This is a genomic window from Stagnihabitans sp., from assembly GCF_964946895.1.
Map to the genome: position 1 here is coordinate 145,186 of NZ_CBBQHX010000004.1, position 26,832 is coordinate 172,017.

Annotated in this window: 24 protein-coding genes; 15 read left to right on the forward strand and 9 right to left on the reverse strand. The window is 63.9% G+C overall.

Going from position 1 to position 26,832, the window contains the following annotated elements; translation table 11 throughout:
• The first annotated feature begins 107 nt into the window (after positions 1-107).
• Complete coding sequence (locus tag AC1Y2B_RS04105) at positions 108-1,412, forward strand: UDP-glucose dehydrogenase family protein (RefSeq protein ID WP_482251785.1); 1,305 nt, start codon at positions 108-110, stop codon at positions 1,410-1,412.
• A gap of 20 nt (positions 1,413-1,432) precedes the next feature.
• Here AC1Y2B_RS04105 and AC1Y2B_RS04110 read toward each other — a convergent pair whose 3' ends face one another.
• Positions 1,433-2,263, reverse strand: coding sequence for an ABC transporter permease (locus AC1Y2B_RS04110; protein ID WP_482251786.1), 831 nt, complete (start codon positions 2,261-2,263; stop codon positions 1,433-1,435).
• Positions 2,264-2,490: 227 nt separating this feature from the next.
• Here AC1Y2B_RS04110 and AC1Y2B_RS04115 point away from each other — a divergent pair, with 227 nt between their 5' ends.
• From AC1Y2B_RS04115 to galE, 3 genes are all read left to right on the forward strand, one after another.
• Positions 2,491-4,224, forward strand: a complete 1,734-nt coding sequence (locus AC1Y2B_RS04115; RefSeq protein ID WP_482251787.1) for a KpsE/RkpR family capsule polysaccharide export protein — start codon at positions 2,491-2,493, stop codon at positions 4,222-4,224.
• A gap of 12 nt (positions 4,225-4,236) precedes the next feature.
• A complete protein-coding gene (locus AC1Y2B_RS04120) occupies positions 4,237-4,929 on the forward strand; it encodes an ABC transporter ATP-binding protein (protein WP_482251788.1) in 693 nt (230 codons plus the stop codon).
• 120 nt (positions 4,930-5,049) lie between these two features.
• On the forward strand, positions 5,050-6,030 hold the full coding sequence (gene galE / locus AC1Y2B_RS04125; protein WP_482251789.1) for a UDP-glucose 4-epimerase GalE: 981 nt from the start codon (positions 5,050-5,052) through the stop codon (positions 6,028-6,030).
• On the opposite strand, the gene AC1Y2B_RS04130 is transcribed toward galE, so the two are convergent.
• Entirely contained in the window at positions 6,031-6,801 is a 771-nt protein-coding gene (locus tag AC1Y2B_RS04130) for a nitrilase-related carbon-nitrogen hydrolase (RefSeq protein ID WP_482251790.1), read from the reverse strand. It abuts the gene before it with no gap.
• Positions 6,802-6,886: 85 nt separating this feature from the next.
• On the opposite strand from AC1Y2B_RS04130, the gene AC1Y2B_RS04135 reads away from it, so the two are divergent.
• The 5 genes from AC1Y2B_RS04135 (at position 6,887) to AC1Y2B_RS04155 (ending at position 10,658) form a co-directional block, all read left to right on the forward strand.
• The gene (locus AC1Y2B_RS04135; protein WP_482251791.1) at positions 6,887-7,756 is read left to right on the forward strand and encodes a LysR family transcriptional regulator; all 870 of its coding nucleotides are present in this window, start codon (positions 6,887-6,889) and stop codon (positions 7,754-7,756) included.
• 100 nt (positions 7,757-7,856) lie between these two features.
• A complete protein-coding gene (locus AC1Y2B_RS04140; protein ID WP_482251792.1) occupies positions 7,857-8,273 on the forward strand; it encodes a DoxX family protein in 417 nt (138 codons plus the stop codon).
• 57 nt (positions 8,274-8,330) lie between these two features.
• Complete coding sequence (locus tag AC1Y2B_RS04145) at positions 8,331-9,137, forward strand: VOC family protein (protein WP_482251793.1); 807 nt, start codon at positions 8,331-8,333, stop codon at positions 9,135-9,137.
• A gap of 1 nt (position 9,138) precedes the next feature.
• Entirely contained in the window at positions 9,139-10,077 is a 939-nt protein-coding gene (locus tag AC1Y2B_RS04150; RefSeq protein WP_482251794.1) for a glutathione S-transferase family protein, read from the forward strand.
• 2 nt (positions 10,078-10,079) lie between these two features.
• On the forward strand, positions 10,080-10,658 hold the full coding sequence (locus AC1Y2B_RS04155; protein ID WP_482251795.1) for an alpha/beta hydrolase: 579 nt from the start codon (positions 10,080-10,082) through the stop codon (positions 10,656-10,658).
• Here the strand turns inward: AC1Y2B_RS04155 and AC1Y2B_RS04160 are convergent.
• The 7 genes from AC1Y2B_RS04160 to AC1Y2B_RS04190 all read right to left on the reverse strand — a co-directional run bounded on the left by AC1Y2B_RS04160 (position 10,655) and on the right by AC1Y2B_RS04190 (position 19,161).
• Positions 10,655-12,682: a putative bifunctional diguanylate cyclase/phosphodiesterase gene (locus tag AC1Y2B_RS04160; protein ID WP_482251796.1), complete on the reverse strand. Its 2,028-nt coding sequence runs from the start codon at positions 12,680-12,682 to the stop codon at positions 10,655-10,657. The genes AC1Y2B_RS04155 and AC1Y2B_RS04160 overlap by 4 nt on opposite strands.
• A gap of 165 nt (positions 12,683-12,847) precedes the next feature.
• A complete protein-coding gene (locus tag AC1Y2B_RS04165) occupies positions 12,848-13,705 on the reverse strand; it encodes a PfkB family carbohydrate kinase (protein ID WP_482251797.1) in 858 nt (285 codons plus the stop codon).
• A gap of 7 nt (positions 13,706-13,712) precedes the next feature.
• Positions 13,713-14,567, reverse strand: a complete 855-nt coding sequence (locus AC1Y2B_RS04170) for a MurR/RpiR family transcriptional regulator (RefSeq protein ID WP_482251798.1) — start codon at positions 14,565-14,567, stop codon at positions 13,713-13,715.
• A 2-nt stretch (positions 14,568-14,569) separates the two neighbouring features.
• Positions 14,570-15,523 (reverse strand): ABC transporter permease, encoded by a 954-nt coding sequence (locus AC1Y2B_RS04175; protein ID WP_482251799.1) that lies wholly within the window; start codon positions 15,521-15,523, stop codon positions 14,570-14,572.
• A 7-nt stretch (positions 15,524-15,530) separates the two neighbouring features.
• Positions 15,531-17,009 carry a sugar ABC transporter ATP-binding protein gene (locus tag AC1Y2B_RS04180; protein WP_482251800.1) on the reverse strand — a complete coding sequence of 493 codons (1,479 nt, stop codon included), beginning with the start codon at positions 17,007-17,009 and terminating at the stop codon, positions 15,531-15,533.
• Positions 17,010-17,076: 67 nt separating this feature from the next.
• Entirely contained in the window at positions 17,077-18,120 is a 1,044-nt protein-coding gene (locus tag AC1Y2B_RS04185) for a sugar ABC transporter substrate-binding protein (RefSeq protein ID WP_482251801.1), read from the reverse strand.
• 45 nt (positions 18,121-18,165) lie between these two features.
• The gene (locus AC1Y2B_RS04190) at positions 18,166-19,161 is read right to left on the reverse strand and encodes a sugar phosphate isomerase/epimerase family protein (RefSeq protein WP_482251802.1); all 996 of its coding nucleotides are present in this window, start codon (positions 19,159-19,161) and stop codon (positions 18,166-18,168) included.
• Positions 19,162-19,406: 245 nt separating this feature from the next.
• On the opposite strand from AC1Y2B_RS04190, the gene AC1Y2B_RS04195 reads away from it, so the two are divergent.
• The 6 genes from AC1Y2B_RS04195 to AC1Y2B_RS04220 all read left to right on the forward strand — a co-directional run bounded on the left by AC1Y2B_RS04195 (position 19,407) and on the right by AC1Y2B_RS04220 (position 26,781).
• Positions 19,407-20,192: a transporter substrate-binding domain-containing protein gene (locus tag AC1Y2B_RS04195; RefSeq protein ID WP_482251803.1), complete on the forward strand. Its 786-nt coding sequence runs from the start codon at positions 19,407-19,409 to the stop codon at positions 20,190-20,192.
• Between the two features lies 1 nt (position 20,193).
• Positions 20,194-20,982 carry an amino acid ABC transporter permease gene (locus AC1Y2B_RS04200; RefSeq protein WP_482251804.1) on the forward strand — a complete coding sequence of 263 codons (789 nt, stop codon included), beginning with the start codon at positions 20,194-20,196 and terminating at the stop codon, positions 20,980-20,982.
• A gap of 85 nt (positions 20,983-21,067) precedes the next feature.
• Positions 21,068-23,086 (forward strand): M3 family metallopeptidase, encoded by a 2,019-nt coding sequence (locus AC1Y2B_RS04205; RefSeq protein ID WP_482251805.1) that lies wholly within the window; start codon positions 21,068-21,070, stop codon positions 23,084-23,086.
• 57 nt (positions 23,087-23,143) lie between these two features.
• Positions 23,144-24,748 (forward strand): fatty acid--CoA ligase, encoded by a 1,605-nt coding sequence (locus tag AC1Y2B_RS04210; protein WP_482251806.1) that lies wholly within the window; start codon positions 23,144-23,146, stop codon positions 24,746-24,748.
• A 126-nt stretch (positions 24,749-24,874) separates the two neighbouring features.
• Positions 24,875-25,867, forward strand: a complete 993-nt coding sequence (locus tag AC1Y2B_RS04215) for an MDR family oxidoreductase (protein WP_482251807.1) — start codon at positions 24,875-24,877, stop codon at positions 25,865-25,867.
• A complete protein-coding gene (locus AC1Y2B_RS04220) occupies positions 25,864-26,781 on the forward strand; it encodes a sugar kinase (protein WP_482251808.1) in 918 nt (305 codons plus the stop codon). Before AC1Y2B_RS04215 ends, AC1Y2B_RS04220 begins: the two co-directional genes overlap by 4 nt.
• Positions 26,782-26,832 lie beyond the last annotated feature (51 nt).

Here is a 26,832-nt window from a genome sequence, read left to right on the forward strand (position 1 = left end):
GGAAGGGTGGCACATTGCCACCCTTTGGCATTTGACACCTTCGGCCCCGGTTCCTAGACATTCGGGCAGTCATATGGGGCAGGCGCTGACCTGAAGCGGGCGTAAAGATGAAGATTGCGATGATCGGTACGGGTTATGTCGGCCTTGTCTCGGGGGTTTGTTTCTCGGACTTCGGGCATGAGGTCGTTTGTGTGGACAAGAATCCCGAGAAGATCAGCCGGCTGCAGGCGGGCGAGGTTCCGATTTTCGAGCCGGGGCTGGAAGATCTGATGGCCAAGAACGTGGCGGCCGGCCGCCTGTCCTTCACGCTGGATCTGGCCGAGGCGGTGGCAGGGGCGGATGCCGTGTTCATCGCGGTCGGAACCCCGACGCGCCGGGGCGATGGCCATGCCGACCTGACCTATGTGATGGCTGCCGCCGCCGAGATTGGCACGGCCCTGACCGGCTATGCGGTGATCGTGACGAAATCGACGGTGCCGGTCGGCACCAACCGCAAGGTGGGAGAGGCCGCGCGGGCCGCCAACCCGACCGCCGCGTTCGACGTCGCCTCAAACCCGGAATTCCTGCGCGAGGGGGCCGCGATTGATGACTTCATGCGGCCGGACCGCGTGGTGGTGGGGGTGGAATCGGCCCGGGCGCAGAAGGTGATGTCCGACATCTACCGCCCGCTGTTCCTGCGCGAGTTTCCGGTGGTCTTCACCGGGCTGGAAAGTGCCGAGATGATCAAATACGCGGCCAACGCGTTTCTGGCCACCAAGATCACCTTCATCAACGAGATTGCTGCCCTGTGCGAGCGCGTCGGGGCCGACATCAAGGACGTGTCCAAGGGCATGGGTCTTGACGGGCGGATCGGCAACAAGTTCCTGCATGCCGGGCCCGGCTATGGCGGCAGCTGTTTTCCGAAAGACACCAAGGCTTTGGCGCGGATTGGCCAGGAATATGCCGTGCCGATGCAGATCACCGAGACGGTCATCAAGGTCAACGAAGAGATCAAGCGCCGCATGCTCGACAAGATCGTGGACCTGTGCGACGGGCAGGTGAACGGCAAGACGATCGGCGTGCTGGGCGTGACCTTCAAGCCCAACACCGATGACATGCGCGAGGCGCCCAGCCTGACCATCGTGCCGGCCCTGGTGGGTGCGGGGGCCAAGGTGAGGGTCTGCGATCCGCAGGGCAAGCGCGAGGGGGAGGCGTTGCTGCCGGGCGTGCGCTGGGTGGACAATGCCTATCACGCGACGCAGGGCGCGGATGTCGTGGTGATCCTGACCGAGTGGAACGAATTCCGCGCGCTGGATCTTTCGCGGATGGCCCGCAAGATGACAACGGCGCGCATGGCAGACCTGCGCAACATCTACTCGAAGGCAGAAGTCACTGAAGCGGGGTTCGAGACATATGTGGCGGTGGGGCGCTAGGCCCGCAGGCCAGCGGGGGATCACCGCTCCAGCGCGTCAAAGACGTAGCGGTGCAGGCCGACCAGACCCAGCGTGAAGCACACCCCAGCGATCAGGAAGGTGTAGCCCGGTGTGACATAGCTGGCGTCATAGGTCGGATAGAAGGCGTGCCGCATCATGCCGGTGACATGGACCAGCGGGTTCCACCACAGGTATTTGAACGCCCAGGACGGCAAATTGCTGACCAGAAACATCACGCCGGAGGCCAGCATCAGCGGCCGGTTCAGGATGCCCCAGATGCTTTCATAGGTGGGCGAGGCCAGAAACAGCACGGCATTCAGGCATCCGATTCCCAGACCGAGCGAGGCCGCCATCGCGAAGCTCATGAAAATAGAGCCGAATTCGGGCAGTTCGCGCAGGTGGTAGAACATGATGATGCCGGTGGCGAGGCAGCAGAAGACCACGAAATTGATGAAGACGTTCAGCAGGAAGCGCGCGAAGATTGCGTCCAGCACGGTGACGGCGGGAAACCCCAGCAAGGAGCGGGAGAATCGGATGGAGCCCGCGACCTTGCTGTGCACGCTGGTGTACATCTGAAAACTGCCAACCCCGGTGACATAGAACAGCGGAAAGTTCGTGCCCAAGGGTGGCACCCGCATCATCAGGGAAAAGACGAAGCTGAGCACGACGATCGCAAGGATCGGCTCGATGATGGTCCACAGGAAGCCCAGCGAGGTTGCGGTTTCGCGCGACCCCGTCTCGCGCAGGATCAGGGCGGTGATCACGCGCAACGAGCGGAACCGGCGGGCGCCGATGGCCTGTGCTTCGGGAATCGGTGAAGAGGGGCCCAGATCGGCAGTGATTTGCTGCATTTTCGGCATGTTCCCGTGACGTTCAAGCCTGCTTCACACCTGACCGAACGTGGGTGCTTGTGACTTCTGAACTTGTTGGAGTATCTTTAGCAAATACGTGTATCATGCGCAAACCTTTGCGCAGCTTTGGAACATAGCCCGTGACCTCCCCTACCTCAACGCCTGAAACCGCCGCGACAGAAGAGTATTTGACGTCGCGCAAAGGTTCAAATGCCGGTGAGCCGCGTTTGACCGACCAAACCCCCGCCGATACAGCGCCCGCGGCGCCCGTTGAACGGGATGCAGTGGGGCAGGTCCTTGCTGCAGAGGCGGCGGCCAGTGCCGGTCCGGTGACGTTGGACGCCGAAGCCGAACGTGGCCCGGCCGAGGCCAAGGCCGCCGAACCGGCGGCGGTGACCCGGCTGGACCCTTCGGCGCCGCGCCGGGGCATGGGGCCGGGCGCCGAGGGTGGTCCGCGTCGGCCACAGGGACCGGGACCGGGAGGCGGCCCGCGTCAGGGGCAAGGCCCGGGTCCGGCTGGTGTGCAAGGTCGTCCGCGCCCGGTGGGGGCTGAAGGCGGTCCGCGCCCGCAGGGTCAAGGCGGACCCCGCAAGCCGCAGGACGCTGCGGTCGTGGCCGTGGTGCCGCGACACGATGGGGCCAATTCACCCGATGGTCAGGCCTCGCATGTCGTGGCCGCGGCCTTGCCGCGCAATCCGGCGCAGATTGCCCGCAACACCGCCGTCGAACCGATTGATGACGACGCGTTCAGCGATGCGGTTTCCCTGCCAAGCAAGCGCCCGCAGCCCAAACCGCCGGCCAAGCCGCCGCTGCCGGATGCCTATGCCACCTATGTCCCCGGCCCCTCGGCCAAGCCAGCGCAAATGCGCAAGCGGCATTGGGGCATGGTGCTGTTCTTCCTGCTGGTCGTGATCTTGCCGGCCTCTGGCTATGGCTGGTATTTGTACACACGGGCGGCCGATCAGTACGAAAGCGATGTTGGTTTTGGCAGCCGCACGGAAGACGCGCCCGCGACCTTCTCGTTTCTGGGGGCCCTTGGGGGCGGCGGCGCCTCGTCGTCCTCGGATATGGATATCCTGAACCAGTTCATCGGCAGTCAGGAAATGGTCACCCGCGTCCAGAAGAAGCTGGACCTGCGCAGCATCTTTTCCAAGGCCACCAACGACCCCCTGTTCGCGTTCCCGAAGGATGGCTCGGTGGAAGATCTGGTCGCCTATTGGCAAAGCAAGGTCATCCCGAACTACGATTCCGGCACCGGTTTGATGAGCCTGCGGGTCTATGCCTTCGATCCGCATGACGCGCAGAATATCGCCACTGCGGTTCTGGACGAGTCCACCAAGATCATCAACGAACTGTCGACGACGGCGCAGTCGGATGCGACGAAGTACAGTGCCGAGACCTTGTCGGAATCTGAAAAACGCATGTCCGATGCCCAAAAGGCGCTGACCGATTTCCGGATCAAGAACCACATCGTCGATCCATCGGCGCAACTGGCCGGGGCCTCGCAGGTGGTCAACACGCTGGTGCAGGCGCTGGGGCAGGCTGAGATTGATCTGGACATGCTGGTGGGGACCTTGCCCGACAATGATCCGCGCATTCTGCAGCTGAACCGCCGGATCGACGTGATCCAGAAGCGGATGGACGAGGAGAACGCCAAGGTCGGCGGCCTGTCCGACACCAGCGCGCCGGGTTACGCTACGCTGATGGTGGACTATCAGAACCTGCAGATGGAGCAGGACTTTGCCCAAAAGGCCTATCTTGCGGCGTTGAGCGCTTATGATCAGGCGGTCACGGATGCGCAGCACAAGACACGGTACCTGACAACCTACCTGTCGCCGACGCTGGCGGAATCCTCCACCGCGCCGAACCGTCCGCTGCGGGTCTTCCTGGCCTTGCTGGCGGGTTTTCTGGTCTGGGCTTCGGCCGTGATGATCTACTACGCATTGCGTGACAGGCGCTGAGGACGCAACGTCATGATTGTGCTGGAGAATCTGACAAAGGCCTATTGGTACCGCGGCAAGCCCAAGTATATTGCCCGCGATCTGAATGCCGTGATTCCGGATGGCGCCCGGGTGGCGCTGATGGGGCGCAATGGCGCGGGCAAGTCGACATTGCTGCAGATGATTGCCGGCAGCATCAACCCCGCGCGCGGCAGGATCCGGGTGACCGGATCGCTGTCATGGCCCATCGGCCTGACCGGCTGCATCATGGGGGAACTGACCGGGGCGCAGAATGTACGGTTTCTGGCCCGGGTTTACGGCGTCGACACGGATCAGCTGGTGCAGTTTGTCGACGAATTTGCCGAACTTGGCCTGAACTTCAACGAGCCGGTGCGGACCTATTCCTCGGGGATGAAGGGGCGTCTGAGCTTCGGCATGTCGATGGGGATCCAGTTTGACACCTACCTGATCGACGAGGTCAGTGCCACCGGGGACGCCGCCTTTCGGGGCAAAAGCAAAAAGGTGTTCGAGGACCGTCTGATGAAGTCCGGTCTGGTGATGGTGTCGCATTCGGATGGTCTGGTGCGGGCGATGTGCACCTCGGGGGCGGTGCTGGAAAACGGCAGGATCACCTTCTACGATGACATCGAAGAGGCACTGGACGCGCACAACCGCAACCTGCGGGGCGACGGTGTGCGCAACACGTCGGATGAACTGCTGGGTTAGCCTGTTTGGCAGGCGGAGGCGGCGCTGTGCAAGGCCAGGGCCTGCACGGGACTCGACAAGCCAGCGCGGGTGTTGCAGGACCGGACAAGTCGTCACGGGGAAAAGAAGCGGGGCAGATCTATGCATGTTATTGTGACCGGTGGCGCGGGATATATCGGGTCCCATGCGTGCAAGGCCTTGAAACGGGCTGGCTTTACGCCGGTTGTCTTTGACAACCTGTCAACGGGCTGGGCCGAGGCCGTCAAGTTTGGCCCACTGTTCAAGGGCGATCTGATGGACCGTGCCGCGTTGGACGCTTGCTTTGCGCATTACAAGCCCGTGGCCGTCATGCACTTCGCGGCCCTGTCCCTGGTGGGGGAGTCGATGACCAACCCCGGCAAATACTGGCGCACCAATGTCAACGGCTCGCTCAACCTGATCGAGGCGACGGTGGCGGCGGGGGTGCGGAACTTCGTCTTCTCCTCGACCTGCGCGACCTATGGCGAACTGGATGGCGTGGCGCTGGATGAAGACACCCCGCAGACGCCAATCAACGCCTATGGCGGATCCAAGCGGGCGATCGAGATGATGCTGCGCGATTTTGAGAAAAGCAGCGGGCTGAATTCGGTGATCTACCGCTATTTCAACGTGGCGGGCGCGGATCCTGAGGGCGAGGTGGGCGAGCAGCATGTGCCCGAGACCCATCTGATCCCGCTGATGCTGGATGCAATCGATGGCAAGCGCCCGGCGCTGACCGTCTTCGGGTCGGACTACAACACGCCGGATGGCACCTGCATCCGCGATTATGTGCATGTCTCTGATCTGGTCGATGCCCACGTTCTGGGCCTGCGCTGGCTTTTGGAGGGCAAGGGCAGCCGGGTGTTCTGCCTCGGCTCCGGCAAGGGCTTTTCGGTGCGCGAGGTGATCGAAGCGTCGCGCGTCGTCACCAACCGCGAGGTTCCGATCATTGAAGGCAGCCGCCGGGCGGGGGATGCAACCTCGTTGGTCTGCGGTTCGACGCGGGCGGTCAAGGAACTGGGCTGGCGGCCCAACCGGTCGACGCTGACCCAGATGATCGGCGATGCGCTGGTGTGGAGCCGCAAGCCCAGGTTCGAGACGTGATCAGATCGGCCTGAAGTCCCGCGCCTGCGTGGCAAGCCGCGTGGGGTCGAAGCTGACCGGAACCTCTGCCAGCAGAAGCGCCGGGCCAGAGCCGGCTTGGGCCACAACCTCGCCATAGGGGTTGGCGATGGTGGACAGGCCGAAGTAGTCGCAATCCCCTTCGATGCCGCAATAGTTGGCGTAGACGATGGTCAGCCCATGGTTTGCGGCATGGGCCGGAACCGTGCGGGTGGCGACGTATTCATAGGGGGTGGGGCAGGCCGTCGGGCACAGGATCAGGGTGACCCCTTCGGCTGCCAGTGCGGCGATATGGGGCGCGAATTCGATGTCATAGCAGATCAGCAGCGCCGTCTTGATGCCGCCGAAGTCAAAGACGGCATAGGCATCGCCGGGCGCGAACAGACGTTTCTCGCGCGGGCCGAACAACTGGATCTTGCGGTAATGCGCCAGTTCCTCGCCCTCCGCACTGAAGGCCACGGCCGAGTTGTAGCGCTGCTCACCCTCGCGTTCGGAATATCCCACGACCACGCCGCAGCCGGCCGCGATGCACATGGCCGAAAGCCGCATGTGCCATTCGCCGCCGCGTTCCTGTGCAAGATCGGTCACGCTGTCCTGATTGTAGCCGGGCAGGTACAATTCCGGCGCCACGAGCACCTTCGCCCCCATGGCGCCTGCCGCGCGCATGGCTTGGCCAAGGGCCTTGAAGGCCGCAGGGATGTTGGCTTCCGGTGAGGCGCCCTGCCAAAGGGCGATGCGGTATGTTTGTTCCATGGCACCATTGAAACAGAGGGGAAGGCCGCTCGCAAGCATTCCGTTTCCCGCCAAAAGCCCCATACTGCCGCAAACGGAGGAATGCATGGACAGGCTGGGCCCGGAACGCATGTTCCTGACGGTGGTGGAAACCGGCAGCTTCGCCGCAGCGGCGGCTCGGCTGGGGACGGGGTCGGGCCAAGCCTCCAAACTGGTGGCGCGGCTGGAGGCGGATCTGGGCGTCAAGCTTTTGAACCGCACCACGCGGGCGCTGTCGCTGACGGAAGCCGGGCAGGCCTATGCCGACCGCCTGCGCACCCTGATCGAGGCGTGGGATGACCTTGAGACCGAGGTGCAGAACGCCGCTGTCTCTCCGCGGGGCCTGATCCGGCTGACGGCACCGCTCAGCTTCGGCACCACGCGGCTGGCACCTTTGCTGGCGCGCTTTGCAGTGGAATATCCCGAGATCGGGCTTGAGGTGCATTTCGCCGACCGGATCGTGAACCTGGTGGACGAGGGGTTTGACGCCGCCATCCGCGTCGGCACACCGACCGACACCACGCTGACCGGGCGCAAGTTGTGCACAGCGCGGGTGCTGGTTGTGGCCTCGCCCACCTATCTGGTGGCGCAGGGCACTCTAGAGTCGCCGGAGGATCTGATCCGCCATGCCTGCATCATTGATCTGAACTTCCGCGAGCCCCATCGCTGGCCCTTCAAGTCGGGCAAGGTCGCCGTGGCTGGAAGGTTGGCATTTTCCAACGCCTCGGCCTGCCTTGCTGCGGCAGAGGCGGGGCTGGGCATTGCGTCGGTTCCTGATTTCGTCGCCGATGCGGCGCTGTCCGAGGGGCGCGTGGTGCCGCTGCTGACGGAATTTGAACCGCCGCCGATGGGGGTCTTCGCGCTGTATCCCTCGGGTCGGCATTTGCCGGCGAAGCTGCGGGTTCTGGTGGACTTCATGGCACGGGCGCTGCGATAACTTCCAAATTGGAAGGAATAACCTTCCCTTCCCCCGGATTGTTAAATGAAACGGAAGAGAGCATCTTCCCGTCATCAAGACCACCTGAAGGGACTTTGTCATGACCACCGCGTCCACCGAATTCGCCGCCCCCCGCTCCAATGACCTTGCTGCCGCGCTGCTGCGGGTCACCAATGGCGGGCTGTTTGTCAGCCACGGCCTGATGAAAGCGATCGTCTTCACCTTCGCCGGGACGGCGGGCTATTTTGAATCGATCGGCCTGCCGGGCTTTCTGGGCTACGTGACGATCTTTGTTGAGGTGCTGGGCGGGCTTGCCCTGCTTGCGGGCTTCAAGACCCGCTGGGTCTCGGTGGCGCTGATCCCGGTGCTGCTGGGCGCGGCCTACTTCGGCCACGGCGGCAACGGGTTCTTCTTTTCCAACGCCAATGGCGGTTGGGAGTATCCGGCGTTCTGGGCTGTTGTGATGGCGGTGCAGGCCCTGCTGGGGGCTGGTGCCTACTCGGCCGACAACCGCTAAACTGTTCCGGGGCGGCGCGCGATGTGCGTCTGGCCGCCCCTTGCCCTGGAGACTGCCATGTCCACCGCCTCTGCCCCCGTTGAAATCGCCTCGGTCACGCTGACCGTGCATGACCTGCCCAAAGTGGCGGCCTATTATGAAAAGCTTCTGGGCCTGCACCGGCTGAGCAGCGACAGCGCCGTGGTGCGGCTGGGTCTGGGCAGCGACGTGCTGATCGAGTTGCGCGGCGACAAGGCCGCCCGGCGCAGTGATCCGCGCGAAGCTGGGCTGTTTCACACCGCGTTCCTGATGCCGTCTCGCGCGGCGCTTGGGTCATGGCTGATCCACAGCTCTGAAAACCGCATTCCCCTGCAGGGCGCGTCCGACCATCTGGTGTCAGAGGCGATCTATCTGGCTGACCCGGAAGGCAACGGGATCGAGATCTATTCCGACCGCCCCCGCATCGCCTGGTACAACAAGGACGGCAGCATCAAGATGGCAACGGAAGGGCTGGATCTGAACGATGTCGCGCGGTCAGCCAAGAAACCTTACACCGGGGCGCCCGAGGGGCTGACGATCGGCCACGTTCACCTGCAAGTCGGTCATGTCGGAGAGGCCGAGACATTCTATCGGGACATCATTGGCATGCCCGTCACCTCGCACTATCCGGGGGCCGCGTTTTATGGCTCGGGCGGATATCATCACCACATTGCCACCAACGTCTGGAACAGTCGCAACGCCAAGGCGCGGTCTTTTCCGGCCACGGGTCTTGCCGAACTGACCTTGCGCGCCGATGCGGCAGAGCATGCGGCGATCGTGACGCGCGGTGGATCGGCCCGTCTGGCAGACCCTTGGGGCACGCCGATCACGGTGGTGAGGAAGTGACATGCTGATCAACGGCAAATGGCAAGCAGACTGGCAACCGGTTCAGGCCAAGGATGAAAAGGGCGGTTTTGTCCGTCAGGTTTCCAGCTTTCGCAACTGGGTCACAGCGGACGGCAGCAGCGGTTTTCCAGCCGAGGCGGGGCGGTATCACCTTTACATCGCGCTGATCTGCCCCTGGGCCAGCCGCACGTTGATGGCCCGCAAGTTGAAGGGTCTGGAACGTGCCGTCTCGGTGTCCGTGGTCGAGCCGATCCTGACCACGCAGGGCTGGCGGTTTGGCCCCTATCCGGGTGCGACTTTGGACCTGGTCAACGGCGCCACCTATATGCACGAGCTGTACAGCGCGGCTGATGGCGATTTCACCGGGCGGGCGACGGTGCCCGTGCTGTGGGACAAGGCAACCAAGACCATCGTGTCAAACGAATCCGCCGATATCGTGCGGATGTTCAACGCGGGTTTTGGTGATTTGGCCAGTGGCCCCGACCTGTACCCGGCCGAGCTTGCGGCCGACATCGACGCGCTCAACGACGTGATCTATCCCGGCCTCAACAACGGGGTTTATCGCGCGGGCTTTGCCACCACCCAGATCGCCTATGACGAGGCCTTCGCCACGGTTTTCGCCACGCTGGACATGTTGGAAGCCCGGCTGTCGGACAAGCGCATCTATCTGCACGGAAACCGATTCACCGAAACGGACATCCGCGCCTTCGTGACGCTTATCCGCTTTGATGCCGCCTACCACGGCATCTTCAAATGCAACCTGCGCCGGATTGCCGATTACCCGCATCTGCAAGCCTATCTGGAGCGGGTCTATACCCTGCCCGGCGTGGCCGATACGGTCAGCATCGACCACATCAAGCAGGGCTATTATTCCATCAAGACGCTGAATCCCAATGGCATCGTGCCCGCCGGTCCCGACTTGCCTTGGGTGAAAGGTTAGACATGACAACGCTTGTACTGCTTCTGCACGGCGTCGGCTCCAACGGGGCGGACATGCGCCCCTTGGCGCAATCCTTCGCGCAGGCCCTGCCGGGGGCGGTGTTTCTGTCGCCGGATGGCACGCAGCCGTTCGACGGTGGAGGCAATGGCCGGCAGTGGTTCTCGGTGGCTGGGGTGACCGAGGCCAACCGGCCTGCCCGGATTGTGGCGGCGCGGCTGGCTTTGGACGCGGTGATTGACGCGGCCATGGCGCAAACTGAGGCCGACCATGTGATCCTGATCGGCTTCAGCCAAGGCTCCATCATGGCGCTGGACGCCTTGGCGCGGGGCAAGGTGGCCGAGGTGGTGGCCTTCGCGGGGCGTCTGGCCTTCGACGGCCCTGCCAAACCGCTGCCCGGGGCCCGCGCCCTGCTGGTCGGCGGCACGGCGGATCAGGTGATCGCGCATCGGCTGAGCACGGAGGCGGGTGACCGGCTTGCCGCCGCAGGTGTTGCGACCCAGACCGTCATCCTGCCGGGTGTTCCCCACACGATCACGTCAGACGGCATCGAAGCCGCGCAGGCGTTTCTGTCGCGCGCCTAGGCCTGCGCCGCCACCAACCGCAGCAATTCGGCAAAGGGCACGGGCCTGGAGAACAGGAAGCCCTGAAACTCGTCACACAGGTGCCGTTCCAGCCAGTGTCGTTGGGTTTCCGTCTCGACGCCTTCGGCCACGATCCGCGCCCCGAAGGCGCGGGCTATCGTCATCACCCCGGTGACCAGCAGGCGAAAATCCTTGTGGGCGATCAGCGACCGGTCGATCTTGATGCAGGAAATCGGATACCGCGTCAGGCTGGCGAGGTTGGAATAGGCGGTGCCGAAGTCATCGATCGCCAGCTTGTAGCCCAGATCCGAGATCTGCATCAGCACGCGCTGCAGCCGGCGGTCGCTGTCGACCAGCACGTTTTCGGTGATTTCCAGTTCTATATCACCCTGCACCCCGTCAATCGTCGGCCGCACCTGCCGCAGCAGCGTCAGGAACGAAGGGTCGGCGAATTGCTTGGGCGACACATTGACGGACAGGTTGATCGCCGCGCCCTTGTCGCGCAGCGTTACCAGATGGCGGACCGCCTCACGCAGCACCCAGCGGCCAATCGAGGCGATGCGGCCCGTGGCTTCGGCGATCGGAATGAACTCTCCGGGCAGGACAAGCGATCCGGTGGGCGAATTCAGCCGGATCAGCGCCTCGGCGGCGACGATCTTGCCGGTCTTGAACGACACCCGCGGCTGGTAGAACAGCTCCAGCCGGTTGCGGCTCAACGCCTCGCGCAGTTCGGTGTCGACCTGCAGGAAGCGGTGGCTGCGCTCGGCCAATTCGGGGCGGAAGGCGCGCACGGTGTTGCCGCCACTGCCCTTGGCATCAAACAGCGCCAGGTCCGCCTTGCGCAGCAGTTCGTCAAAGGTGGCCTGACCGTGCTCCGCGATGGACAACCCGATGCTGGCAGAAACGCTCAGGTCGTTGTTGTCGACCAGCATGGGACGGCGCAGTTGGCGCAGGATCGACGTGCAGACCCGCAGAAAGGCCCGCTCTCCGTCAGGTTCGGCCAGAAGGCAGCAGAATTCATCCCCCCCCAGCCGTGACAACAGCGCGGTGTCCGGCAAGGCTTCGCCCAGCCGCCGGGTGATTTCCTGCAACAGACCGTCGCCGGCGGCATGACCGAGCGAGTCATTGACGAATTTGAAGCGGTCGATGTCCAGCAGCAGCAGCGCGGCCACCTTGCCATGCCGCGCCGCCGCCTGCAGGAACGCCGGCGCTGCGCTGGCCAGATAGGTCCGGTTGCGCAGGCCGGTCAGACTGTCGCTGGTGGCCAGGATCGCCATTTCGCGCTTGGCGGCTTCCTGTTCGGTGACGTCAACCTCGGTTATGAGGAAGTTCTTGCGCCCCTCCAGCGGGTCAAAGCTTTGCCGAATCTCCACCTCATGGCGGCGCAGGCCGCGTGATGTGGCCACATCGCTGAGATAGGTGCCCTCGATCCCGACATCAGGATCGCTGGCCAAGATCTCCCGCAGGGCGGCACTTTTGAACCGGGTCAGGGCGGCCTGTTCCTCGACCGGAAAGGCGCGGCGGGCGGCGGGGTTGGCATAGGTGCATTCCCCAGAGGCCGAATAGGTCGTGACCATGACCGCCGTGTACAGCAGCGCCTGAGAGCTGCGCAGCAAGTTGACGTCATCGGGGCTGATCGCCTGCGCCTCGCACAGCATGGCCATGCGGCCATCCGCCAACAGGCAGCCGCGAAACCGGCACAGCAGGGACCTTGGGGTGCCGTGGGGAAAGATCGTCCACTGTTCGTCAAAATGGGCGCCGTTGCGAAAGCCGTTTTGATATTGCTGCAACCGCGTCCGCACCGACGTTGACATGTCCTTGGACATGTCGCGCGCCATCAGCTCTGCCGGTGAGGCGGCGGCCCAGATTTCCAGCGCCGGCGGATTGGCCCAGATGACGCGGGACTGATCAATGTCGAACACCCAGACCGGAAACCGACTGTCCTGAAAGGCCGCCAGCTCGGTGATCCGCAGCACCGGGGCGTTGGGCCTGGCGCTGCTGTCCTGTTCAGGCGTTGGGGCCAAGAAACTAAGCCTCTGGTTGATTGCGACACGGCGGGTATGTACTTCACCTTGATACGCATTTGCCATGAATGCGAGGAATATTCGCAAAATGCGACAATCACGCTGCAGCCGAGGGTTGCGCTGCCCCGTTTGCAAACTTTGACGAAGGTGGTGGCGTTGACCGGATCAAAGACCCGCGACGTGCCGGGCCGCCGCCGACGAGGCTGCGCGGCAGGCGGCTTCCAGCCCCGCACCATCGGCCAGTTGCGTGGCAAGGGTGCCGATGAAGGCATCGCCCGCGCCGTGGCTGCTGATGACCTGAACCTTCTCGGCGGGCAATTCCAGACGCTCGTCATTGGCGCCCCATGCGGCCAGACCCTTGGAACCCGCCGTCACGATCACGGTCTCGAACTGATCTGCCAACAACTTGGCGGCATCTGCGGCGCCGTGCAGACAGCAAACCGGCTCGGTTCCCATCATTTCGGCCTCAACCGCGTTCACGACCAGAACATCGACCAGCCTGCGAAAATCGGCGCCAAGGTCGCGGAACGGCGCGGCGTTCAGCAGGGTGGGGATGCCACGCTTGCGGGCTTCGGCGGCGGCGGCGCGGTTGATCGCCTCGGGCACTTCGTTTTGCAGGATCAGGACCTTGACGCCGTCCCACACGGCATCCGCCGACAAAGCGGCCGGCGCAATGCGCAGATTGGCACCCGAGACGATGGTGGCGGCATAGTCGCCTTCGGCATCCTGAATGGCGACGCTCATCCCGGATCCGACACCTTGCACGGTGGTGATGAAGCGGTCATCGACGCGGCCCTTGGTCAGGTTCTCGCGCAGGAAGCGGCCGAAGTCATCATCGCCCACCGCCCCCACCATGCGGCTGTCCGCCCCGGCCTTGGCCGCTGCCACCGCCTGATTGCCGCCCTTGCCGCCGAATTTCGGATACCAGCGCGAGCCTACTGCCGTCTCGTCCTTGCGGGGCAGATGGTCAGCCTCGACCATGATGTCATAGTGCAGGCTTCCGACGGTCAGGACGATGGGCATGAAGGTCTCACAATCTGCGTTTGGACTGGACCGCGCGCATGGTGCGGTTGAGGTTGGCATCGGCGGCCTTGCGGTCGCGCTGGGCGACGGCGACGAACAGTGCGTCCAGCAGGTTCAGCTGGGCAATCCGCGCCGTGGCATTCTCTCCGATCAGCGGCGAGTTCTGCGCGGTCGAGCACAAGACCACATCCACCATCTTGGCGAGCGGGCTTTCGGGATAGTTCGTCACGGCAATCGTGCGGGCCCCGTTGCGGCGGGCCATCTCGGCAGCCTCCAGCACGGCGGCGGTGGAGCCAGAGTGCGAAAAGGCCACGGCCACGTCATCCGGCCCCAAAAGGGCCGCAGACATCATCATCATATGCGCGTCGTCGAAGACCGAGGTGCGGATGCCGATGCGCAGGAACTTGTGGCTGACATCGCGGGCGATCTGGGCCGAGCCGCCCAACCCGTAGAAATCGCGCTGCTTGGCGCGGGCAAGGTAATCGGCCGCGCGGTCGAAGGCTTCAAGGTCGAGGATGGCGAAGGTTTCCTCAAGCGCCTGCATGGCGGTGCGGAAGACTTTCTGGACGATCTCGCCCGCCGTATCCGCTTCGCCTATTTCGGCGTGCAGGTTGGCGGTGTCGGATCGGTAGTAGTCCACCAGCCCCTGCCGGAAGTCTCGAAATCCGTCGAAGCCCAGCTTCTTGGCGACCTTGACCACCATCGCTTCGGACACCGCCGATTTGAGGGCGATCTCGCGCAGCGGCGTCGTCTCGTCGATGTCCTTGCGGGCTAGGATATCAGCAGCCACCTTGCCCTCCAACGGCGTCAGGCTTGGCAGCTTCATCCGGATTTGCGCGCCCACGGCCCTTGGATCACCCATCTTTACCCCTGTTTCCCACCCGCGCCCGATGCGAACTTGTCGATCAGCATGGCGACAATGATGATGATACCGGTGGCAAGCAACTGGTAGAAGGCCTGCACGTTCATAAGCGTCAGTCCATTGCGCAGCGTGCCCAGAATGATGCAGCCGATCAGGGTGCCGGGGATGCTGCCGCGCCCGCCCATCAGGCTTGCACCGCCGATGGCCGAGGCCGCGATGGCGTCCAGTTCCCAAAGTGTGCCCAGCGTTGGCTCGGCAGCGCCCAGACGACCGATCAGGATCATCGCAGCGACGGCGGCCATGAAGCCCGAGATCATGTAGGCGGCAAGCTTGGTCATCACCACCGGAACCCCGGCGATCCGCGCGGCTTCGGGATTGCCGCCGATGGCCATGAAATACTCGCCCAAGGGGGTCTTGTTCAGGATCACCCACGCCAAGACCGCCAGAACACCGAGGATGATCACGGGGGTGGGGACGCTGCCCAAGGTCCCGTTGGTCATCGCACGGAAGCCGTCCGGCAGGCCGAAGATCGGCTGGCCGCCGGTGTAGATCAGCGCCAGCGCGCGGTAGAGCGACAGGCCGCCCAGGGTCACGATGAAAGGCTGCAAGCCACCCCAGGCGATCAGCGCGCCGTTGACAAAGCCGCAGGCCGCCCCCGCCGCCAGCGCACCCAGGATCGCCACCGGCACCGGCACGCCGGCGACCATCATCGCCGCCCCCAGAATGGCGGTCAGGGCCGCCACCGGCCCGACCGACAGATCAATCCCGCCCGAGATGATCACCAAGGTCATCCCCAGCGCGATACAGGCGTTGATCGAAGATTGCTGCAGGATGTTCAGCAGGTTGGGCGTTGTCAGGAAGGTCGAGGACATTGATGCGAAGACCACCGAAATCAGGATCAGCCCGATCAGAGTGCCCGCATCGCGGAACTTGATGCTTGTGAAAAGTTTGCTCATGGGACCCTCAGGAGGACGGAATGGCGTTGCGGGCTATATTGGCTTCGGTGATGTCAGCGGAACTCAAGGTGGCGCTGATCCGGCCCTCGCGCATGACCAGCACGCGGTCGGCCAGGCGGATCACCTCGGGCAGTTCGGAAGAGACGAAAAGGACGGCCTTGCCCTCTTTGGCCAGACGTTCGATCAGGTCGTATATTTCGGCCTTGGCACCGACGTCGATGCCGCGAGTGGGTTCATCGAACAGGAAGATCTGGGTGCCAGCGGCCAGCCAGCGGCCAATGATGGCCTTCTGCTGATTGCCGCCGGAAAAGCTGCCGATCGGGCGGGATACGTCGAAGGGCCGCAGGTTGACCTCGCGCATCAGGTCTTCGGACCGGGCCTTCAGCATAGCCTTGCGGATGAGGCCCAGCCGGGAAAAGTGCCGCATCGCTGGCAGGCCGATGTTCGAGGTGACGGGGCGTTGCCGCACGATGCCGTCGCGCTTGCGCTCTTCGGGAACCAGACCCAGACCTGCCTTGATCCGGGCGCGGGGGCCGGAAGACACGACTTTGCCGGCAACCTCGACTTCACCCGTGTCGGCGCGGTCGACCCCGGCGATCAAGCGCATCAACTCGGTGCGGCCAGAGCCTACGAGGCCGGCGATGCCAAGGACTTCCCCGGCATGAAGTTCAAACGCAGCGTCCTGCACGGCGCGACCGCGGGACAGGCCTGAAACTTTCAGGACCGTGCGGTCCGTGGCAAAGGAATGGTGCGTGGATTTTGCCAGTTCGCGGCCCACCATCAGTTCAATGACCTGAGACACCGGCGTGGCCGGGATCGGCACCTGCGCGATCAACCGGCCATCGCGCAGGATCGTCGCGGTCTGGCAGACGCGGAACACCTCGTCCATCTTGTGGCTGACATAGATGATCGACACGCCTTGTGCCGACAGACGGCCAATCACCGCCACCAGCTTTTCAAACTCCGCCGGGGTCAGGGAGGAGGTCGGCTCGTCCATCGCGATGATGTTGGCGTTCGCCCGCAAGGCTTTGGCGATCTCGACGATCTGGCGTTGGGCAACACGCAACGTCCGGATCGGCGCGGTGACGTCAATCGCGGGGTCCAGCGAGGACAACAGCCGTTTCGCCTCGGCCTCTTGCGCCGCGCGGTCAACGAAGGGACCTTTGCGCAGCGCATGGCCCAGGAAGATGTTCTGCGCCACCGTCAGTTCCGGAACTTGTTGCAGTTCCTGATGGATCATCGCAATCCCCGCCAGCGTCGCATCGCGGGGTGATGAAATCTGTACCTCTTTGCCGTCAATCTCGATCCTGCCGGTATCGGAGGAGAGAACGCCGGAGAGGATGTTGAGCATGGTGGACTTGCCCGCGCCATTCTCGCCCAGAAGGCCATGGACCTCGCCGGGCTGGACGGTCATCGTCACGCCATGCAGCACCTTGGTCACGCCAAAGGACTTCTGCACGTCAGTCAGGGAAAGACGGGATGTCATGGTTGTATCCGGGGGCTATCCGAAAGGAAAAGGTCTGCCCGGGGGAGCGCCGGGCAGACCAGTCAGATCACTTCAAGAGGGCAGCGCGCAGCGCCGTCATGTCGGTCGTGGCATAGGTGTCCACGTTGTCCTTGGTGATCAGCGCTTGCGGCGTGGCCACAACGCGCGGCAGCTTCTGGCCGGCCAGCAGGCGCAAGCTGACTTCCAGCGCGATTTCACCGGTCAAAACCGGGAACGAGTCCACGGTACCGGTCAGATCGCCCGCCTTGATGGCGGCATAGGCGTCAGAGATGCCATCGGTGCCGAACACGGCGACCTGTTGCTGCTTGCCAGCGGCCTTCACAGCCTCGACCACACCCAGCGCCATGCCGTCGTTGTTGGCATAGAAGCCGATCAGGTCGGGGTATTGCTGCAGGATGGTGGTGGCAGCGTTGAAGGCTTCTTCACGGCTCCAGTTGGCGGGAACCGAGGCGACGACGGTGAACTTGCCCGAGGCGTTGATGGTCTCGGTGAAACCGGCGGTGCGCTGACCGGCGGCGTAGACGCCCGGCTGCCCCTCGATCACGGCAACTTTGCCGCCATCGGGACGGTTGGTGATGAACCAGTTGGCGACGTTCACGCCGTTGCCCTTTTGCACGTTGCCGACATAGTGCTCGGCGGACGGGATCACGGCGTCATTGACGTTCAGCACCGGGATGCCAGCAGCCTTGGCCTTTTCGACAGCCGGAACCAGGTTGGCGTCGGTTTGCGGCGACAAGAGCAGAGCCGAGAAGCCTTGGCTGATCAGGTCTTCGGCGATGGACAGCTGACCCAGTTGGTCGCCTTCGTTGGCCGCGGCCTGGTAGACCAGCGTGATACCCAGCTTGTCGGCGAGGTTCTGGTAGCCTTGGCCCAGCGAGCGCCAGTATTCGTTGGTCAGCGTCTTGGACACGCCACCGATCTTGGTGCCGGCAGCCGGCGCTGCGAGCGGGCCGAACTTGGCGTCCAGTTGTGACCAGTCCATCCGGTCCGGTTCCGAGTCCGAATTCAGTGGGGCAAGGTCGGCATGGGCCACGCCCATCGACAAGGCGAAGACACCGGCGGCGAGTGCGCCTTTCAGAAAGTGTTGCATATGGATCCTCCCGTTTTCAACACGTTTTGACAAGTGATTGTAAAGTCAGACCGTCAGCGCCCCCTTGGCCGCGGCAAGCCGGGCGATGTCCTGAGCAATGACGGGGTCTTGGGCAGATTGCGCATGGGTCAGGCGGTTGTCGCCTGCCATGGAATGAACGCCCGCCAGAAGGCGGCGGACGGTGCGGATGTTGGCGGCGCATTCGGCCACCGGATCAAGGCCCGACGCATCGGGGAAAGTGTCAAAGTAGATCGCGCCGTCGAAGCCCGCGCGATGAACTTCGCGCAGCAGTTCCAGCGTGGCCAGCTCGTGCACCGAAGCGACCATCAGCCCATCATCGCGCTTGGCATAGCCATCATTCAGGTGCAGGCCCAGCAGCTTGCTCTTGCGGGCGATCAGGGCAGCGGCGAAGGCGGGCTGTTCGTCGGCGTAGAGCGAATGGGCGAAATCGATGGTCACGCCAAGGTTGGCCGCCCCGACTTCCGCAATCGCCAGCAGGGTGGTGGCGGCGTCGTTCAAAAGGCTGTAAGATCTTGGCTCATTGGGTTTATATTCGATCGAGATCATGCAATCCGCATCATGCGCGCAGACCTCGGCAATGCCGGCAATCTCGGCCTCCCACAGCGCGGTGTAGTCGCACTGGAAGGCATAGTCGTAGCCGTCCTGGCCCAACCACAGCGTCATCATCGGCGCACCCATCTCACGCGCAGCATCAATGCCGCGCTTGGTCAGGTCAATCGCCTCGCGCCGCACCACGGGGTCCGGGTTGGTGAATGCGCCGCGCTTGTAGGCCGGGTTGGTGTAGTACCGCATCGCCAGGCCCGAGACGGAAAGTCCGCTGTCGCGCACGATCTGTGCCACTTGGGTGGCATCTTCGCCGACGTGGTCGGGGTAGTTCAGATCCAGTTCGGACAGCCCCTCGACCGTGGCCGCGCGGGCCACCAATTGGGCCAGCGAGGGCTTGCCGAACATCCCGGGCCAGTGGTCCGAAGCGTTGGATGCAAACGAGTTGATCCGCGTGGCGAAGCGTTGTCCGAGCATATGATTCCTCCATACTTTACAAGTAATCATAAATTTATAAAGTAACAAGGGGAAACCGAAGTGCGTCTTGTTTTCCAGCCAAGCCGATGGGCAAGTGGGATTGCGTGGTCTGGGGCGGCGGACCTGAAAAATTGGCCAAAACACCTGCCGTTGTGCAGCCGCTTTGCAGCACCAAGCCCCTCTTGCCCCCGAAGACATCCCGACCGATAGTGTCGTCAATCGCTTCGTGACAGGGAGTTCACACAATGAAGATTGCATCAGTCTTGACGGGTCTGGCTTTGGCCGCCTTTGGCACCGTAGCTGCCGCCGACGCCTTGCCAGACCTCAAGGGCAAGGAAATTACCATCGTGACGGAAAACGCTTATCCGCCGCTGCAGTTCCTCGACAAAAGCGGCAAGGCGATCGGCTGGGAATATGACGCGATCGCCGAGATCGCAAAGCGGCTGAACTTCACGGTGAAGTACGAAAACATCTCGTGGGACGCGATGATCCCAGCCGTGTCGGAAGGTCAGTTCGACATGGGGATGACCGGGATCACGATCACCGATGAACGCAAGGCCAAGGTCGATTTCAGCGATGCCTACATGCGGTCGGAAAGTGTGATGATGGTGCGCGGCGATGAAACCCGTTTCACCGACGCCAAGTCCTTTGGGGCCAATCCCAAGCTGTTGATCGGCGCGCAGGCCGGCACGACGCCGTTCTACACAGCCGTCTATGACGTGTTGGACGGCAAGGAAGACAACCCGCGCATCAAGCTGTTTGAAACCTTCGGCACCTCGGTCGAGGCGTTGAAGGCGGGCGACGTCGACACGGTGCTGACCGACAAGACGGCCGGAGAAGGCTATGTTGCTGCCTCGGGTGGCAAGCTGAAGCTGGTGGGTGAACCGCTGGGCACCGAAGACTTCGGCTTCATCTTCCCCAAGGGCTCGGCCTGGGAAGCGCCGATCAATGCCGGGATCGCGGCGTTGAAGGCGGACGGGACCTTTGATGCGCTGAACAAGAAGTGGTTCCTTGACTACAAGATGAACTGACTTGAACCCACGCGAAGGCGAGGAATTCCCATGGTGGCTGGTGATCCTTGGGGTCACCGGCCTTTGGCTGTTCTATGAGGTCTGGGTTTCCGAGATTTACAGTCAGGTGATGGAAACCCTGATCAAGGGCATCGAGGTGACAGTGGCGGTGACGTTGATCGCCTACCTCTTGGCCTGCATGATGGGGCTGGCCTTGGCGGTGTCGGGGCTGTCGAAATACCGGGTGCTGCGGCAGGTGGCGCGCTTGTGGATCGAAGTGATCCGCGGCGTGCCGATTATGGTGCTGCTGTTGTATGTGGCTTTCGTGCTGTCCCCGGCACTGGTTTATGCGTGGAACTGGGTGGGCGGCTTTCTTGGCGCGGACCCGGTGATCTCTCGCGACTTCCCTTTGATCGCGCGGGCGGTGATGGCACTGACGCTGGCCTACTCCGCCTTTCTGGCCGAGATCTTTCGGGCCGGTCTGCAGGCGGTCGACAAGGGGCAGATCGAGGCGGCGATGTCGCTTGGCCTGTCGGGTTGGCAGCGCTTTCGCCACATCGTCTTTCCGCAGGCGTTTCGGATGATCCTGCCTCCGCTGGGAAATGACTTTGTGGCGATGGTGAAGGACAGCTCGCTGGTGTCGATCCTGGGCGTGGCCGACATCACGCAACTGGGCAAGGTGCAGGCGGCGGGGAACTTTCGCTACTTCGAGACGTATAACATGGTGGCGCTTCTCTACCTTGTGATGACGATAGGCCTTAGCCTTGCCTTGCGGCGGGTGGAGCGACGGTTGAGGATGCGGGCGAAGTAGCGGGGGCTGGCCCCCGCACAGGGCGAAGGGCGGGGGCCAGCCCCCGCACCCCCGGGATATTTGGACAAGTATGAAAGGGAAAGACATGAGCAATCCGCTGTTGACCGCCTGGGAGACTCCGTTCGGGTTGCCTCCCTTTGCGGCGATCAAGGATGAGGATTTCGCGCCGGCCTTCGAAGCGGCCTTGGTGGAGGCGCGGGCGCGGGTGGCGGCGATTGCCGCGGAGCCCGCCGCGCCGACCTTTGTGAACGTGATCGAGGCGTTGGAACTGAGCGAGGAGATGCTCAGCCGGATCTGCGGGGTGTTCTACAACCTCGTGGGCGCCGACAGCACCGAGGCGCGGGAAGCCCTGCAAAGCGAGATGGCCCCCAAGCTGTCGGCTTACGCATCAGAGATCACCAACAACCGGGTGCTGTTCGAGCGGATCGAGACCCTTTGGCAGGGGCGCGAGGCTTTGGGGCTTTCGCACGAACAGGGCCGGGTCTTGGACCTGTACCGGCGGATGTTCGTGCGGTCGGGCGCGCAGTTGGACGGGGCCGAGGCGGAGCGGTTGACCGAGGTGAAGTCGAAGCTGGCCGTGCTGGGCACCAAGTTCAGCCAGAACGTGCTGGCCGACGAGCGGGAGTGGTTCATGCCTTTGGGCGAGGCGGATCTGGTGGGCCTGCCGGACTTCGTGATCTCGGCCGCAAGGGCGGCGGGGGAGGAGAAGAAGGCGGGCGGGCCGGTGGTGACGCTGTCGCGGTCAATCATCGTGCCGTTCCTGCAATTTTCGCCGCGTCGTGATCTGCGGCAGAAGGCTTACGAGGCCTGGGGTCTGCGCGGAGCCAATGGCGGGGCGACCGACAACCGTGGGGTGGCTGCCGAGACGCTTCGCTTGCGCGAGGAGCGGGCGAAGTTGCTCGGCTATGACAGCTTTGCCGCCTACAAGCTGGAGCCGGAGATGGCCAAGACGCCGGGCCGGGTGCGGGATTTGCTTCTGCGAGTGTGGGAGCCTGCGAAGAAGAAGGCCGAGGCGGATGCCAAGGTACTGGAATCTATGATGCATGCCGATGGCATCGCCGGTCCGCTGGAAGCTTGGGATTGGCGCTTTTACAGCGAGAAGCGTCGGAAAGCGGAGCATGATCTGGATGAAGCGGTCCTGAAGCCCTACCTCAGCCTGGAGGCGATGCTGGGCGCCATGTTCGACTGTGCCACGCGGCTGTTCGGGCTGGAGTTCAAGCCGCTGGACGTGCCGCTGTATCATCCTGATGCGCGGGCCTGGGAAGTGTCTCGCAACGGTGAGCATATTGCGGTGTTCATCGGCGATTACTTCGCAAGGGGATCCAAGCGGTCGGGGGCGTGGTGTTCCGACATTCGCGGTCAGCGGCGGCTGGGGGGCGATCAGCGGCCGGTGGTCGTGAACGTGTGCAACTTTGCAAAGGGCGATCCGTGCCTGCTGTCCTATGACGATGCGCGCACGCTGTTCCACGAATTCGGCCATGCTTTGCATCAGATGCTGTCGAATGTGACCTATGGCTTCATCTCTGGCACCAACGTGGCGCGGGACTTCGTGGAACTGCCAAGCCAGCTTTACGAGCACTGGATGGAAGTGCCAGAGGTCTTGGAAAAGCACGCCCGCCACTATGAAACCGGCGAGCCGATGCCCGCCGACATGCTGAAACGGCTTCTGGCAGCGGGGACCTATGATCAGGGCTTTGCCACGGTGGAGTTCATCTCCAGTGCCATGGTCGATCTGGCTTTCCACGAGGGCGCGGCCCCCGCTGACCCGATGCAGAAGCAGGCCGAGGTGCTGGAGGGTCTGGGCATGCCACGCGCCATCCGCATGCGCCACGCCACACCGCATTTCGCCCATGTGTTCAGTGGTGACGGCTATTCCAGCGGTTACTACAGCTACATGTGGTCGGAAGTCATGGATGCCGACGCCTTCGCCGCCTTTGAAGAGACCGGCGATGCCTTCGACCCCGAAACTGCCGCCAGGCTGGAGAAATACATCCTGTCGGCGGGTGGGTCAGAGGAGGCGGAAGTGCTTTACACCAAATTCCGCGGAAGGATGCCGGGGGTCGAACCCCTGTTGAAAGGGCGCGGCCTGCTCGACGTCGCGTAATTCTTCACCGCTCCCCTCCCGGCCTGCTAGACTGGTGGCAAAGCAGGGAGGGGTGCGATGGATTATCCTTTGGTGATCGGTCAGATGCTGAAAACCGGGCTGACGGCGGCGCCGGCGCAGCGCATCACCTTTGGCACGCAGTTTGAGATGACCTATGCCGAGTTCGGGGCACGGGTCACGCGTCTGGGTTCGGCTTTGGCGGTGCTGGGGCTGGGACAAGGCTGTGTCGTGGCGGTGATGGATTATGACAGCCACCGTTACCTTGAATGCTTCTTCGCCATCCCGATGCTGGGGGCGACGCTGCACACGGTGAACGTGCGTCTGTCGGCGGAGCAGATCCTGTACACGATCAACCATGCCGAGGATGATGCCATCCTTGTCCATCAGGATTTCCTGCCCCTGCTGCTGCCCTTGCTGCCGCGTATCCGGCGGCCCCTGCGGCTGATCCTGCTGGCTGACAAGTCAGCCGAGATGCCGGAGGGCTTTGCCGGGGAGTATGAGGCTTTGGTGGCTGGCGGCGATGCGGCGTTTGCGTTTCCAGAGTTTCCGGAATCCACGCCGGCGACCCTGTTCTACACCACCGGCACGACGGGTGACCCGAAAGGGGTCACCTATTCGCACCGGCAGCTGGTGCTGCACTCGTTCGGGGTGATTGCCGCCCTCGCGCCGGTGCCGGGGCGTGGTGGGATCAAGCGCGACGATGTCTATATGCCGCTGACGCCCTTGTTCCATGTGCATGGCTGGGGCTTTCCGCTGATCGCCACCATGCTGGGAATGCGGCAGGTCTATCCGGGGCGGTACGAGCCGGGCAAGCTATTGTTCCTGATCGCAGAACATGGCGTGACCTTCTCGCATTGCGTGCCCACGGTGCTGGCGATGATCCTAGCAGCCCCAACGTCCGAGCCGGTCAATCTGTCGAACTGGAAGGTGATTGTTGGCGGCTCTGCCCTGCCCGAAGGACTGGCGCGGGCGGCCATGGCGCGGGGGATCGACGTGCACACAGGCTATGGCATGTCGGAAACCTGCCCGATCCTGACCCTGGCCGATATGGTGGCAAGTCAGGGGGTGGGCGATACGACAGCGATCCGGATCGCGACGGGCAAGGCTGCGCCGCTGGTTGAAATCCGCGTGGTCGATCCCGACATGCGCGACGTCGCGCATGATGGTCAGACCACCGGCGAGGTCGTGGCGCGGGCGCCCTGGCTGACCCAGGGCTATCTGCGCGATCCAGAGCGGACAGCAGAGTTGTGGCGGGGCGGCTGGCTGCACACCGGTGATGTGGGCAACATGGCTGCCGATGGCACCCTGCGGATCACTGACCGGCTCAAGGATGTCATCAAGTCGGGCGGCGAGTGGATCTCCTCGCTGGAGCTGGAAAGCATCGTCTCCGCCGTGCCCGGCGTGCAGGAGGTGGCGGCGGTCGGAATTCCGGATGCGCAATGGGGCGAGCGACCCGTGGTGCTGGTCGTCGCGCGCGATGATGTCGAGGCGGCGGTCCATGCAGCGGTGCAGGCGGCGATTTCCGCAGGCCGCCTGTCGCGTTGGGCGGCGCCCGAGCGGGTTTTGCCGGTCGAGGTGATCCCCAAGACCAGTGTCGGCAAGATCGACAAGAAGGCGATCCGGGCCGCGCTGGCGCAGAATGCCCGCCCGGTCGCGGGTTGACGGGCGGGGAAGGCCAGCCTCCCCCGCGCCCCCTCCGGAGTATTTCCAAAGGAGCAAATGCAAGGGGGCGGTTGCATCCGGGCCGCGGGTGGGCATTGTGGCCTTCTGGAATTGGGGGAGACTGCGATGTTTCGGGCACTTGTGCTGGAGAAGAATGCCGAGGGGCAGGCGGAAGCCTTTGTGCGGGAGCTGCAGGACAGCGCCTTGCCGCCCGGTGAGGTGACCGTGACGGTGGAATATTCCACCCTCAACTACAAGGACGGGCTCTGTCTGTCGCCCACGGGCGGCGGGCTGGTTCGGACATATCCGCATGTCGGCGGAATTGATTTCGCAGGCACCGTCGAGGCGAGCTCCGACGTCCGCTACAAGCCCGGCGACAAGGTGGTCTTGACCGGCTGGCGCGTGGGCGAGGTGCATTGGGGTGGCTATGCCACCAAGGCGCGGGTCAAGGCGGATTGGCTGGTGCCCTTGCCGGCGGGCTTGACCGCGCGTCAGGCGATGGCGGTCGGGACGGCGGGCCTGACATCGATGATGGCCGTGCTGGCGCTTGAGGACCACGGGCTGGTGCCTGCGTCGGGTGAGGTGCTGGTGACAGGGGCGGCCGGCGGTGTAGGCTCGGTCGCCGTGGCGCTGCTGGCGCATCTGGGCTACCAGGTCGCGGCGGTGACCGGGCGGCCGGAGACGGAAGCCTATCTGCGCGACCTTGGCGCTAGCCGGATCATTCCGCGTGCCGATCTTGCCGAGACGGTGAAGCGGCCCTTGGAAGCCGAAACCTGGGCGGGCTGTGTCGATGCCGTGGGCGGCGCCATGCTGGCGCGGGTCTTGGGACAGATGAAATATGGCGGTTCGGTTGCTGCGGTGGGGTTGGCGGGGGGATCGGGGCTTCCCGCCTCGGTCATTCCGTTCCTGCTGAGGGGGGTCAATCTGCTGGGCATCGACAGCGTGATGAAGCCCTTTGCGGGGCGCCAGCGGGCCTGGGCGCGGATCGCCCGCGATCTGCCGATGGCCAAACTGGAGGCGATGGTGGAGCCCGCGACTTTGGCCGACCTGCCTGCCTTGGGCTCGGCGATCCTGAAGGGCGAGGTCAAGGGCCGCGTGGTGGTGGATGTCACCGCATGATCGTCACGCTGGGGGAAATCCTGGTCGAGATCATGGCCGATACGCCGGGAGAGGGCTTTCGCGAGGCCATAGCGCTGACCGGCCCCTATCCTTCCGGCGCACCGGCGATCTTCATCAGCCAAGTGGCGCGGATGGGCGCTGCAGCCGGGATCATTTCGGCCGTCGGGGCGGATGACTTCGGGCGGGTCAACCTGGACAGGCTGCGGGCGGATGGCGTGGATGTCTCGGCGGTGACAGTCGTGGCCGAGCGGCCCACGGGCAGCGCGTTCGTGCGCTACCGGCCGGATCGGTCGCGGGATTTCGTGTTCAACATCGCCCATTCGGCCTGCGCCTCGATCGCCATCGGGGCAGAGGCCAAGGCCATGCTGGCCAAAGCGCGGCATCTGCATGTGGTGGGCACGTCGCTGTCATCCGTGCCGCTGCAGGCCATGGCTTTGGCGGCGGCGCATCAGGTCAAGGGGCAGGGTGGGACGATCAGCTTTGACCCCAATCTGCGCAAAGAGGTTCTGGGACAGCCCGGGCTGCAGGACACCGTCATGGCGATGCTGGGGCTGACCGACCTGTTCCTGCCCTCGGGGGACGAGCTGTTCATTGGCTGCACCCGCCGGGACGACGCGGTGGATCAGCATCTGGCGCGCGGGATCAGGGCGGTGGTCTGGAAACGCGGCGCCGAGGGCGCGCGCTACTTCGATGCCGATGGCAGCTTGGACCAGCCGGGCTTTGCGGTGACCGAGGTGGACCCGACCGGCGCAGGCGATTGCTTTGCCGGGGCGTTCATCGCGCTTTGGTGTGCCGGGGCGACGCCCGCGCAGGCGCTGCGTCTGGCGGCGGCGGCGGGCGCCTTGGCCGTGACACAGCGCGGGCCGATGGCGGGTGCAGCCTGGCGCAGCGCGGTGGAGGCCTTTGCCACCTGATGCCCAAGCCATGGCGCGAAAGGCCGGGCGGATGCCCAGCCCCATTCGCTT